At 34.8% G+C, this 13,113-nt stretch carries 13 protein-coding genes; 5 read left to right on the top strand and 8 right to left on the bottom strand.

The window, feature by feature from the left end:
* Positions 1–33: 33 nt before the first annotated feature.
* The 3 genes from ACTJFD_RS02225 to ACTJFD_RS02215 all read right to left on the bottom strand — a co-directional run bounded on the left by ACTJFD_RS02225 (position 34) and on the right by ACTJFD_RS02215 (position 1,307).
* The gene (locus tag ACTJFD_RS02225; protein WP_442259424.1) at positions 34–228 is read right to left on the bottom strand and encodes a hypothetical protein; all 195 of its coding nucleotides are present in this window, start codon (positions 226–228) and stop codon (positions 34–36) included.
* Positions 229–243: 15 nt separating this feature from the next.
* Complete coding sequence (locus ACTJFD_RS02220) at positions 244–951, bottom strand: Rha family transcriptional regulator (protein ID WP_442259423.1); 708 nt, start codon at positions 949–951, stop codon at positions 244–246.
* Positions 952–1,112: 161 nt separating this feature from the next.
* Positions 1,113–1,307 (bottom strand): helix-turn-helix transcriptional regulator, encoded by a 195-nt coding sequence (locus ACTJFD_RS02215; protein ID WP_442259422.1) that lies wholly within the window; start codon positions 1,305–1,307, stop codon positions 1,113–1,115.
* 156 nt (positions 1,308–1,463) lie between these two features.
* Between ACTJFD_RS02215 and ACTJFD_RS02210 the strand changes: the two genes are divergently transcribed.
* From ACTJFD_RS02210 to ACTJFD_RS02200, 3 genes are all read left to right on the top strand, one after another.
* On the top strand, positions 1,464–2,081 hold the full coding sequence (locus ACTJFD_RS02210) for a LexA family protein (RefSeq protein WP_442259421.1): 618 nt from the start codon (positions 1,464–1,466) through the stop codon (positions 2,079–2,081).
* A 23-nt stretch (positions 2,082–2,104) separates the two neighbouring features.
* Positions 2,105–2,611 (top strand): hypothetical protein, encoded by a 507-nt coding sequence (locus tag ACTJFD_RS02205; RefSeq protein WP_442259420.1) that lies wholly within the window; start codon positions 2,105–2,107, stop codon positions 2,609–2,611.
* A 108-nt stretch (positions 2,612–2,719) separates the two neighbouring features.
* A complete protein-coding gene (locus tag ACTJFD_RS02200) occupies positions 2,720–4,156 on the top strand; it encodes a recombinase family protein (protein ID WP_442259419.1) in 1,437 nt (478 codons plus the stop codon).
* 67 nt (positions 4,157–4,223) lie between these two features.
* On the opposite strand, the gene comGB is transcribed toward ACTJFD_RS02200, so the two are convergent.
* The 5 genes from comGB to ACTJFD_RS02175 all read right to left on the bottom strand — a co-directional run bounded on the left by comGB (position 4,224) and on the right by ACTJFD_RS02175 (position 10,398).
* Positions 4,224–5,243: a competence type IV pilus assembly protein ComGB gene (gene comGB, locus ACTJFD_RS02195; RefSeq protein WP_442259772.1), complete on the bottom strand. Its 1,020-nt coding sequence runs from the start codon at positions 5,241–5,243 to the stop codon at positions 4,224–4,226.
* On the bottom strand, positions 5,218–6,189 hold the full coding sequence (comGA, locus tag ACTJFD_RS02190; protein WP_442259418.1) for a competence type IV pilus ATPase ComGA: 972 nt from the start codon (positions 6,187–6,189) through the stop codon (positions 5,218–5,220). Before comGA ends, comGB begins: the two co-directional genes overlap by 26 nt.
* A 115-nt stretch (positions 6,190–6,304) precedes the next feature.
* Positions 6,305–8,872, bottom strand: coding sequence for a hypothetical protein (locus ACTJFD_RS02185; RefSeq protein ID WP_442259417.1), 2,568 nt, complete (start codon positions 8,870–8,872; stop codon positions 6,305–6,307).
* A gap of 212 nt (positions 8,873–9,084) precedes the next feature.
* Complete coding sequence (locus ACTJFD_RS02180; RefSeq protein WP_442259416.1) at positions 9,085–9,810, bottom strand: YebC/PmpR family DNA-binding transcriptional regulator; 726 nt, start codon at positions 9,808–9,810, stop codon at positions 9,085–9,087.
* Positions 9,811–9,885: 75 nt separating this feature from the next.
* Positions 9,886–10,398 (bottom strand): VanZ family protein, encoded by a 513-nt coding sequence (locus ACTJFD_RS02175; protein ID WP_442259415.1) that lies wholly within the window; start codon positions 10,396–10,398, stop codon positions 9,886–9,888.
* Positions 10,399–10,540: 142 nt separating this feature from the next.
* On the opposite strand from ACTJFD_RS02175, the gene ACTJFD_RS02170 reads away from it, so the two are divergent.
* Together ACTJFD_RS02170 and ACTJFD_RS02165 are read left to right on the top strand one after the other, a co-directional pair.
* Positions 10,541–11,035: a MepB family protein gene (locus ACTJFD_RS02170; RefSeq protein ID WP_442259414.1), complete on the top strand. Its 495-nt coding sequence runs from the start codon at positions 10,541–10,543 to the stop codon at positions 11,033–11,035.
* Between the two features lie 103 nt (positions 11,036–11,138).
* Positions 11,139–12,941 carry a M3 family oligoendopeptidase gene (locus tag ACTJFD_RS02165; RefSeq protein WP_442259413.1) on the top strand — a complete coding sequence of 601 codons (1,803 nt, stop codon included), beginning with the start codon at positions 11,139–11,141 and terminating at the stop codon, positions 12,939–12,941.
* Positions 12,942–13,113 lie beyond the last annotated feature (172 nt).

Raw genomic sequence — 13,113 nt, 5'->3', positions numbered from 1 at the left:
TTCATGTTATAATGACCTTGTTTTATATTTTTGTTAGCGACTTTTTGCTTGGCGGCGAAGTCGCTTTTGTTCTCTTTCAAAGCTTTTTATATCGTGACTAGCTAACCAATATAGAAACATGGGTACTGCTAAAATCAGAACTTTTTCTGCTAATAAATAGTGTGCGATTATGCCTAATATAAAAGTCGTTAATGCATAACCGTTAATTCTGCTTAAGTAAAAACTCATCTTGATTCCCCCTTTCTATACGTCAAGCATCAATTGATTTATTCTAGTTTTCGTTAAAGACGAAGGCTCCCAGCTATTTACAAAATCAACTGCTGCTTGGAAGTCTTTATCTTTGATACGCCCTCTATGAGGTACTCCAAACAATTCTTTTATACTTTTTCCAATGTCACTAAAAAGTAATGATTTAGCTTTTTGTTCAAGATGTTGCTCTTTGCAAATAATTGCAACCTTCCGCCTAATCATTCGGTCAAGTGAGTTCTTATCTTCAGTACTTATAAGCTGGTTATCTTTAATTTCTTTAACGTCACCTTCTAAAACTCCTACTCTCTCATTTGTTTTCTTTTGAGCATCAAATGTAAGTTGTAAAATTTCCATTGGATCCGTTGGTAATTGGTGCTGGCTTCCTGTCTTTATATGTTCTTCCATTCTGTTAAAAGCTTCTATGTATTTGAGTTTGAATTCGTCAGCTTTTCTACCAGTGAATCCAAATGCTATAAATGTCCATCCATCTCTGTTCAGATAATAAAGTTTTTGATTTCTACCTCTTGAATCCTTATAACTTCCTTCCGAAAACATTTTTTTATAATGAGCCGAGTTTTCGGCCGATTGAATTTTTAACTCGATAGCTTCAATGACGTGCTTATGTTGTTTCTCAAATACTTCTGCAACACGTAAACTTGTTGTCACTACTTGCTCATTTTCTATTACTACTAATTCCTTCACACTAGTACCTCCTTTTTAATTATTTGATAGACTGTTAAACTTAAGCCTTTAGGTAAGACTACTTTTGAAATATCTGAAATTATTTTTTCGTTTGAATCAATATGCTTAATTTTAAAAATCATTTTAAAAACTCCTTTTTGTGCATTTTTGGCACACTTAAACTAAAAAAATTCTGGGAATAACTCGTTCAATGGTACATTCAAATAAACTGATATTTTAGAAGCTTCATCCAGGTCAAACTGATATGTACCACGCTCTTTCCTAGCATACGTTTCCCTAGACATTCCTAAAAACTCTGCAACTTCTTTTTGAGTTTTTTTTAGCGCTTTACGTTCCGCAAATAAATTTTTGTGCATTTTTGTCACCTCTTTTCTGGTTTAAATATAACACAGGTATAAAATGGTATCAAGCATTTTTGTCACTAATTCTATATTTTCGTTGCATTTTTGGAACATAAATTGTATTATGTAATTGTCTTTACAATATATAACAAAAAAGAGGTGACTTTAATAATGAGTGTATTTTCTGAAAGACTTACCCAGCTTATGAAACAAAATGATGTCAGTGACAACCAGTTAGCAGAGCACTTTGATGTATCGAGGACTACCGTATCAAGATGGAGAAGTGGTGAACGTTCACCTAAAATGAATATGATCACACCGATAGCTGAGTATTTTAATATCAGCCCCACTGAGTTTGTCGAAACAAATTTGTTATCAAACAACCAATTCACAACTGTAAAAAACATTGTATCAATTCCTGTGCTTGGAGACATTGCTTGTGGCGAACCTATTCTGGCAGAGGAAAACATATTAGGTTATCGTGACCGCTCTAGTACTAACTTACCTACAGGAGACGTCTTTTATTTAAAAGCTAAAGGGAATTCTATGGATCCTAAAATTCCAGACGGTAGTTTTGTTCTAATAAGAGAACAACCTGACGTCGAGAACGGTGAAATTGCAGCGGTTTTAGTTAATGGGGATACTGAAGCAACTCTTAAACGTGTAAGAAAAGTACAAGATTCACTTATTCTTGAGCCTTTAAATCCAGATTATAATCCTTATATCGTTAATGAAAATAACCCCGCAAGAATTTTAGGTAAAGCGATTGAAGTTACATCTGTTCTATAAAAAAATGAGTTGGAGGAAATAAAATGAAAAAATTTGTTAGTATGGGTTTTATTACATTAGTTAGTATTGGATTAGTTGCTTGCAGCAGCAATGGTCCAAAGCCAACTAAAGAAAGTGAGGAAAAAGTGGAAACTGCACAAGAAAGCACAGACGCAAAATCTGCAAATAATGAAGTTTTAAAATCATTAGAAAATGAATTTAATAAAGACGGTAAAACTGTAGATGTTACTTTAGATAAGGACGTAGTCGATAGCGAATCAGATAAACCTCACGAAGTGATACGAATTGAAGTAACAGATCAAGATACAAGAAAAAAATTAGCTGAGGCTGATGAAGCTATTAGGAACGAAGACGCAAGCGAAGAACAAAGCATGTATATCAATTCAATTAGACAAATCATTTCTGATGAGGCAAAGAAATTAGCGAACAACAACGACGCTATAACTTTTGCTTACCAAGATGATAATAATGATTCTATGTTGATTGCATATTCAACAAAAACTAAAGATATAATTCAACCGACATTTTAAATAAAAAAACACGCCCCCTAACTTTGGCGAGTCGGGACGTGAGGAGAGACTAAATAAGCATGGCTTATTTAGCTATGCCTATTTTAACATAATAGGAGCTGAAATAATATGAATACCGCTATTTACGTAAGAGTTTCAACAAATGAACAAGCTGAAGAAGGCTATTCAATCGATGAACAAATTGATAAATTAAAAAAGTTTTGTGAAGTGAAGGACTGGCAAGTAGCTCATATTTATAAGGATCCTGGTTTTACTGGTTCTAATATAGACAGACCAGGACTTAAAAAATTAATACATGATGTTGAAAATAAAAAAATTGAGACTGTTTTAGTCTATAAACTGGATCGTCTATCACGCTCTCAAAAAGATACCTTGTTTTTAATAGAAGATGTTTTTGGTATAAACAATACTAATTTTGTTTCTTTAAACGAGAACTTCGATACATCTACTCCATTTGGTAAAGCTATGATTGGTATCTTAGCAGTGTTTGCGCAACTCGAACGAGAACAAATAAAAGAGCGTATGACAATGGGAAAAATAGGACGTGCTAAAGCTGGTAAGGCTATGAGTTGGAACTGGGCGCCATTTGGTTATAAACACAAAGAGGATAGTTATGAAATCGTGGAGTTAGAAGCGCAAATAGTAAAACAGATATTTCATGATTATTTATCGGGTATATCAATTACAAAGTTACGAGACAAAATGAACGACGAAGGCCACATCGGAAAAGATATAGCTTGGTCTTATAGAACTATCAGGCAAACACTAGATAATCCTACTTATGCTGGTTACACAAAATATAAAGATCAGATTTTCCCTGGCAATCATGAAGCTATTGTTTCTAAAGAGGTCTATGATGAAGTGCAAAAACAATTAGAAATCCGACAAAAAGAAGCATACAAGAAAAATAATAATCCTCGACCATTTCAAGCAAAATACTTAGTTTCTGGATTAGTGCGTTGTGGCCATTGTGGAGCTGCTCTTGGACTGCACCAGTACGCTAAAAAGAAAGATGGCACTAGAACAAAAATATATAAATGTCATTCACGAACTAGTAAGAAAAAGAACGTTACAATGGTTAAAGTTGATAACTGCCCTTCTTGCGATTATCCAAAGGAGGAGCTGGAAAACGTCGTTTTAAGCGAGATAGAAAAGTTACGTATAAATCCTCAACTCATTCAGAAAAACTCACATAGCGCCCAAGAAATCGACGACACGCCACTTCTTAAAAGAGTAGAAGAATTAGACCGTAAGCTTGAAAAATTAGTTAGCTTATACCTTGATGAGTCCCTATCTTTAGAAATGCTTAATAATAAAAAGGAGCTAATACAAAAAGAAAAAGCTGCTATTGAAGGCAAACTGAATAGGTCAAATAAAAAGAAACCTGACCTTAAAATAAGCGAGGCTACCGATATATTGAAAGGTCTGAAAGGATCAATTCTTAAGTTGGATTATGAAAAACAAAAAATTATAGTTAGAAAGCTCATAAAACAAATAACTCTAAAAGATGATGAAATGGTGATACAGTGGCGTTTTGCGGTATAAACATATTTACTATACCGCATTTCTAATAAAGTAAAGCCTTTTCTATCGTGCTTTATTCTTTTTAACATTAAATAAAATCCCCCATTCCACTATAAATTGGCAATAGCAATGCCGCATAAATCGAAATAATTAACCCAGCAATCAAAATAAAAATAATTGGCTGTAACCAAGCCAGACTTCGTTCCATTTTCTCCATCAAGCGACGCCACTCCTCTTGTCCATAAATCATTAATTCTTGCCCCAACGTTCCTTTAATTTCACCCTTATGGATGATCAATCGCAACTCATCTGTTAGAAAAGACCATTCTTTCAAAGCCGTTCTAAGTGAAAGACCCTTTTCTAAGTTCACTTCGATTTCATACGCCATCTCTTGCATCAACGGTGTATAACCGGTCGCACTCATGATTAAAATAATATCGCGTAATTCCATCCCTTGGACTAATAGGTGGCCCCATTCCGTTGAAAATAAAGCGGTATAATAACTTTTCATTATTCCTTTAATCCCTGGTAATGAACTAAATAAATTAGCCCGTTTTAAAGCGGATAAACGCTTAGATAAACAATAAAACAATAAGAAAGTAGAGAGAATAACTATTAAACTGACCCCTAAAATATCAGGAAAATGTTGTAGCAAAATAATTTTCTTCGACAGTGATTTTGTCGGATATAATTCTTGAAGTTGAGGATACACTATTTTTTTCATTGCCAATAATAACAGGAAAACGAAAAGTAACAAAGCCAATGGATACGCTAATAATTGACGTAATTTATGTTGATTTTTATTTAAATCACTCATATGAGTGGTAACCCGTGTCAACGTGCCAACAAAATCCCCATGAATTTCTGCAAATTGAAGCTGAGCTAATTCAGCAGACGTTAAACCGAGGGTCATAAATACTTTTGCTAAAGAGGCCCCTCTCGATAGTCCTTTTTCCATTTCTTTAATCCTATCGGTATGCTTTTTATCAACAATTTTCAAAAAAGCAAAACTTTGCTGAAAACTAAAACCGTGGTTTAGCAAATGAAGTAATAGATTTAAAAATTGATAACGCTCTTGCCTTTTAAAACGAGGTCGAAAATAATTGATAGGTTTTTTGAGTAATTTTCTGCTGTTTGTACGCCACGTTAAGACTTTTTTCCCATGTCGTCACCTCCTGTTTTTGAAAAGTTAAATCATACAATACACCGTACTCCTGTTCACTTGATGCTAGTGGTAATAACTCTTGATAGACCATTCCTTGAATACATTGGTCTAAAACAATCGGAGAAGCCTTTAAATCCAACAATCGTTGTCGAATGTTCTGTTTATCTTTTGCGTGAATCGTTGAAAAAACTAAATGTCCCGTCAAAGCAGCTTGTAAAGCCATTCTTGCTGTCGACTCATCCCGAATTTCACCTATTATTAATAAATCTGGCCGGTGACGCAAACAAACTTTAACCAGTTCTTCATAGGTTAAACCGATTTTTTCATTGACCTGAAACTGTAAAAAAGCGGCATCTGTAATTTCAACAGGGTCTTCAATCGTGAGGATTTGTCCTTGCCTTTCTTGGAAGAATATATGGGCTAAACAATACATGGTTGTTGTCTTCCCTGCACCTGTTGGACCTGAAAATAGGTACAAGCCTTTGTTCTTAATTTGAGAGGTTAAAAACAGCCATTGTTCTGGTAAAATGTACCTTAATTTTTGACCCGATTCTCGAGAATATAAAAACCGAATAACCAAAGTCTCTCGGTTAAGGTAGTCTGCAACCGTCGATAATCTAATCCGATAATTTTTCTTTCCTCGTGCGACAGTCGTTCCACCTACCTGAACTTTTCGTTTTTCTGAAACATCCATCCCCCCTAAGTATTTGAAAAAAGCAATCAATTTATCCGCTTCTTCCCTCGATACCTCCTGCTCTAGATAACTTTTATCATGGTAACGAAATTTTAATTCGTAGACTTGTTCACCTGATGGAAATAAATAAAGATCACTTGCCATTGTTTTAATCCCTTTTTTTAATAACTGCTGCCCAAAATGCTTGATGTTCATCTCGATTGCCTCCTGTTATCTTTAATATTCGTAAAGCAACCGCTTATTTTTTTATATAAAAAAAGTTCTAAAATGAGCGAACTCATCTTAGAACTTTAGTTTTTAACTTTTTTATTTAAGGAACTTCTGGGATATCAGCTAGACTCCACACTATTTTACCAACATAATCACCTGCCATATTTCCCGAATGCTGTTGTAATTGGAGTCCTTGCTTACTACTATCTGTCAATTTCAAATCAACGACCGTATAAGGTTTTTCTTCATCTGGGTCTTGTTCTTCAATTTGTTTAATCTGTTCATTCAATTCTTTCATACTATTTTGACTATTCAAATAAGATAAAACACCCATAAACTCATATTTTTTTCCGTCAATCGTTGTCGCTATTTCTCCCTCTTGATTAGCAAATAACTTCCAATTCGCATCTTCACGAGTATTAGAAATTTCTAATCGCGCATCATTTTGAAGCGTTGTCGTTTCGGATACGTTTGATTTTTCTACTTGTTGAGATTCAAAGTTTAAATTTTCTGCTTCGATACCTGCTACTATTTGGTAACCACGATATTGATAAGTAATTGCGAAGTCTCGATTAGGTACTTTATCTGTCGCTGTGACTTCATTACCAGTATCCGTCCAAACTATTTTAGGCGTTAAATAACCATCATATTTAGTCTTAGCTAGCTTATCTGTTAACGTCTGTTTTAAATTATCAGCAATTTTCACTTTAAACGGAGCGACTTTAACCTTATTTAACGTGTTTTTATAATCTTGATAAATCGGCTTTTTCCCCGCTTGATCATAGGAAAAATGAACAGTAAGTGTCACATCAGGAATATATTCTTGATAGTTTAATTCTGGATATTGAAGTTCTTCTGAAATAGTGATTGGGTCGATTTTTTCTAAGTCTGCCATCACTAAACTATATTTAGTTGAACCTATCATTATTTCTCGATCGATTTTAATACGATCCAGCGGAATGATTGTCCCCATACTATATTCACTTGTTGTTGGGATAAGATTTACCGTTTGATGAATACTACCATCTGGTAAAACCAATCGTCCTAACACTGGTTGTGGGATTTTAGCACTATGTGTGCTTGCAGTTTCAACTTCCTTTTGACCTTCAAAACCACCATACTCCACATAATAACCAGTATTCTCATTTGGCTGTGACGCAAAATCATTCCATTGCCCTTGCCAATAACCGAGATGCATTTCTCCACCTTCTGGCATTGAAGAACTGTCATTTGAAACTTTATTAGCATGCCATATTTTATGATCGACAGTCCATTCATACGCTTTACCAGTCTTAGCTTTAGTTACAGCTCCTTTAGCTCTTTTTAAGAAAACATCACTAGCTTCAGGGCCATCCGCCCAATACCAATCTTCTGCCGTCGCCTTATAAAAATACGATTGATATTTCAGTGGAATACCTTCTCGATTTGTTGGGTCTTCTAAAACCTTCATATTAAGACTAATTTTCTCTGAATTTTTTTCAGTTGTCGCTTCTCCACGCTCGCGGTCAACTAACGCACGTGTCCCACCTAAGAAACCATCATAATTTCCCAAAGCGTTCAAAGCGAACTCTGTTTCTCTTAGACTTGCCAACGTCACAAGATAGCCACGAAGGCCACGGTAAGTCATCAAGCGTGCCTCATTATAAGCTTGATAAAAAGTACGTGGGTATTTTAAATCCTGTAAGTTAGCTTCAGCTTCTGGGCGATAGTCATCACGTCCAATAATCCCTTCACTCTCTGTACTTGTTTGTTCACCAGGCGAATAAGTATTTACTTTTTCATAATAGTGAGTGGCTCCTTTTTCGTCGACTAATGAACTGTAGTACTTACTATCAATAGAAATCGTAACTTCTCCTAAATCTTTACCACTCACTTCAGATGATTCTTTTTCAATTTTTAAATTTTCTAAATAATCATCAATAAGCGGTAAATCAATCGAGTGTCCCACCCAAATTCCGACATTTTTTTTACGAAATACTATACTATAAGAATTATAGTTTGAAACATCATTATCATCGTCCGCTACGTAAATAATTTCTTCACCTTCGTTAACATCTCCTGAAGCACCGATGGCTAATTCATCTTTCAAAGCTTGAGGGATATCCGTCACTGCTGAAGCTTTATTTAATTTCCAACCTTGAGGAACTTGAATGGAAATAGATTGAACTTGTTTTTCTTCCTCTGTTCGAGCCTCTTGACTCGCAACTAACTCTTCAATCGCGATTGATAAAGAATTAGCTTGACGGTTCACACTAAAATCTAAACTAAGTTCAGTTGTTGGACTTGTTTTTAAAATCGTCAGTCCTGAATGCTCCCCCGTTTTAATTTGTTCTGCCGTCCCAGAAACAGCTCCCTTTACTCCTACTACATCGACGCCTTCAGGTGGGCTAGATGTAATACTATAGGTCGAACCTGCTGGTAAAATTTTTGTTTCTTGTCGAAGCAACTTATTTGTCTTCTCATCACGATATTCAATCTTTTTCTCAACCGTTTCTTCAGATAAAAAAGGATATCCTTTCCCTTGGCCCAAATTATTTTTTTCATTGTAACCTGAAGAAAGCAATTCGATACTTTCCGTTTCTCCTTCTTTTTCAGATGCTTCTACTATCACAGAAGAACTGATTAAGAAACTCAAGGCCAATGCAACTAATCCAAATTTTATTTTCATTCTACCTGTCCTCCTAAAAAAACAAACATACTATTCATCTTATAAATAGAAAGTGTATGTTTATATCAACTTAATAACTATATTGTATCATATCGAATAGAATGATTGTTATCTAGTTATTTTTTATAATTATCCTATCATTTTTGGGTATAATAAAAATAACCAATTTATTGTCATAAAAAAGCAACAATAAATTGGTTATTTCATTAATTTTATAAATTAGCAGAGGTATAAACTTCAGATACATCATCATCGTCTTCTAAGGTGTCAACAATGACCAGAAGACTTTCTTTTTGTTCTTCCGTTAAATCCGTTAGCATTTGAGGGACCATCGTTAATTCAGCTTGAGCCAACGTATATCCCTCGGCTTCTAATGCGTCACGAACTTCAGGAAAGTCGCTAGGCTCCGTATAGATTTCAAAAACTTCTTCAGAAGCCTCTAAATCCTCGCCACCCGCTTCTAAAACAGCCAACATCATTGTATCCTCATCGATGTCTAGCCCCTCTCGTTCAATCGCAAGATAACCTTTACGATCAAACATATAAGCAACGGAGCCTGTTTCACCAAGAGAACCCCCATTTTTATTAAACGCCACACGAACATTGGTTGCTGTACGATTACGATTATCCGTCAGTGTATGAACTAAAATTGCGACACCTGCTGGTCCATACCCTTCATAAATAACTTCATCGTAATTTTCACCTTCTCCAGCTGACGTTGCTTTCTTAATTGCGCGTTGAATATTATCGTTTGGCATATTTGCTGCTCTGGCTTTATCTAATACCATACGTAATGAAGGGTTTACGGTTGGATCAGAGCCACCATCTTTAGCCGCCATGTAGATTTCTCGAGATAATTTCTGAAAAACCTTGCCACGTTTTGCATCTTGCGCGCCTTTTCTTCCCTTAATATTATTCCATTTTGAATGTCCTGCCATTCTAAAATCCCTTCTTTCTTAAAATTCTTCTACACTCGCATTCTATCATAAAACTACCCTAAAAGTAACACATCACTACCTTTTCGTTTTTTTCCTAGATGTTTGCCACCAAAGGATAAAACAAGCGAGAACACACGCAGTTAATGCTCCGATACTATCCAAGACAACATCTTGAAACAAAGGACTTCTCCCACCAGTTAACATTTGATGGCCCTCGTCTAAAGTGGCATAGCCTGTCGCACTCATCCAAGCCGTTAAAAAACTAATAAAATAACTCTTCGTTCGATTAAATAATAAAAGAAAGAGTGACCCACCTAAAATAAAAAAGGTGAAAAAATGCGCCCCTTTTCGAATAAAAAATTCAACAAAATAAAAATAACCTTTCTCAGCCACACTGATTGGATTACCGGCATAGTGAAATTCAAATTGACTCAAAAATAGTTTGAAAGGCTCATTCTTCAAAAGCCTTTGTAGGATTGGAACCGTTGACTGTTGTTCATAAGTTTGTGATGAACTTATAAACAAAATGACCATAATAATAAGTGCGATGAACAAATAAATATTACCATTTTTCTTTATTTTCTTCATAATTTTCCCCCTTAGTAAACGGTGACCGATTCAATCAATCGTTTCATTTTAAATTAAATTTATGCTAGTTGCAAAACAAATAAAAACTTATCCCCTTAAGCTATGATATACTCTAAAAAATAGAATTGAAAGGAAATAAATCATGGGCTCTCTCACTTCACTTACATTAATTACAACCTTACTTCCCCACTTTACAAACGAGGTCATTTGCAATCTCAGATTGGAAACACAAAACCAAGAATATGAAGGGGCTACTTTCAATCTTTCGAACTTCACTTATCGCAGTCGTTTAGCAAAAAAAACATCTACAAAAAAAGGTTACTTTGTGGTTTTCTGGGAAAAAGATTCCCATCAAAAAAATCACCCCTACCTTTTCGATGATTCACCAGATAAATTAATCATCACAATAATTGATGGAAAAAATAAAGGGCAATTTATCTTTCCAAAACAAAGGTTGCTCGAAAAAGGAATTCTAAAAACAGAAAACTCAAAAGGAAAGATGGGAATCAGAGTTTATCCAACCTGGGAAAAAGAATTAAATAAAACAGCAAACAAAACTCAAGATTGGCAAAAAGATTATTTTATTGATTTAAGCGCTAAATTTGATTATTCTTTCTTAAAAAAACTTTATTTTTAAGTTTTCCATTTTATCATTTTTTCCTAATAATCCAAATTCTTTTCTCATTTTATCATAAATCATGTATAATAATCTTATAATAATTAGGAGGGAAATCATTCATATGACATATTCTTTAATTTGGGACTTAGATTCTATTTTCACAGGGGGAACTGAATCTGCAGAACTAAAAAAACGATGCGATCTATTAGATCAACAAATTAACAGATTGAAAACAAACGTTGCAGCATGGGGCAATACAGCTGGGCATTTAAAAACTATTTTAGATAATCAAGAAGAAATCCAAAATGGAATTTCACAAATCATTAGTTTTGTAACGGCCATCCAATCAGCAGATACAACCAATAAAAAAGCGGGAGCCCTACTCGCCGATGTTTATAAAAAAATCACAGAATTTGATAATATTAATGTTGTTTTATTAAAAAAAATCACAGGATTGACTACTGAGGATTGGGAAACTCTTTTAGCTTCACCTTTGTTCGATGCCCAAGGCGTGCGCTTTAACTTAAACGAATTACGCAAACAAGGGGAACGGTTACTCAGCGAATCAGAGGAAGCTATCATTAACCAACTATCCATTGATGGTTTTAATGCTTGGAGTGAACACTATGATACAATCGTTGCTCAAATAAAAATTCCCTTTACTGAAAAAGACGGCACAAAAGTTGAACTTTCAGCAGGACAAGCCTTTAATCGTATGATGGGAGATGCTGATTCTGACGTTCGTGCTATTCTCTTCGAGGCATGGGAAAAAACATGGGCAAGCCAAGCACCTATTTTTGCGGATACTTTGAACCACTTAGATGGCTTCCGCATTAATAACAATAAATTACACGGAATCACTAATCACCTAACGATTCCTTTAGAATATAACCGTATGCAACAAGAAACACTCGATGCAATGTGGGGAACAATTGCGGATAACAAACAACCTTTCGTTGACTTTCTCGTTAGAAAAGCTAATCTTTTTGGCAAAGAAAAAATGGAATGGCAAGATCAAGATGCTCCTGTCATATTAGGTGATTTTGAAGAAAAAAGATACACTTTCAATGAAGCTGCCCAATTTATCATTACTAACTTTGCTCAATTTAGCCCTAAGATGTCTAGTTTTGCTCAAATGGCTTTTGAAAAAAGTTGGATCGAAGCTGAAGATCGCCCCGGCAAACGACCAGGTGGTTATTGTACAGGTCTACCTGAAAGTAAAGAATCTCGTATTTTTATGACATACGGTGAATCAATCAACGAAGTCGCAACTCTCGCTCATGAACTAGGTCATGCTTTCCATTCACATGTCATGTGGGACTTGCCTGCGATGAGTCAAGACTATGCAATGAACGTTGCAGAAACCGCTAGCACCTTTGCTGAGCTAATTGTAGCTGATGCTACCCTTAAACAAGCAAATTCTATTGAAGAAAAAATTAATCTATTAGATATAAAAATTCAAAATGCCATTGCGATGTTTATGAATATTCATGCTCGCTTTATTTTTGAAAATAACTATCATGAACAACGGAAAGAACATTTATTGAATGATGAAGAAATTTCGGAATTAATGATTGCTGCTCAAAAAGAGTCTTATTCTGGTGCTTTAAGTACCGTTCATCCACATTTCTGGGCTAGTAAATTACACTTCTATATTGACAGTGTGCCTTTCTATAACTTCCCATATACTTTTGGTTATTTATTTAGCTTAGGTATTTATGCTTTCGCCCAAAAACAAGGCACTAACTTTGAAGATGACTATATCGCATTGTTACGTGATACTGCATCAATGACAACCGAAGATTTAGCTAAAAAACATTTAGATGTTGATTTAACTCAAGCTGATTTTTGGCAAGCTGGTATCGATATTATTAAAAAAGATGTGGCTGAATTTATCGAACTGACAGAAAGTTATCTTGTTTAAATAATTCTCATAAGAACCAACAAAAATGAGGCAACTAAATAACTATTTTAATCATAATCAAAAGACGACATGCTTTTTATATCAAAAGTAAAAATAAGGCTAATAAGAATTTAAAATTCTTATTAGCCTTATTTATTATGGAGCCATTTGACGAAAAAACAAAAAAGACTAG

The sequence above is a fragment of the Vagococcus sp. genome, assembly GCF_052102835.1.
In the GTDB taxonomy this organism is placed as follows: Bacteria; Bacillota; Bacilli; order Lactobacillales; family Vagococcaceae; genus Vagococcus.
Note: the sequence above shows the minus strand (reverse complement) of the source record. Positions and strands in the feature narration are given on the sequence as shown.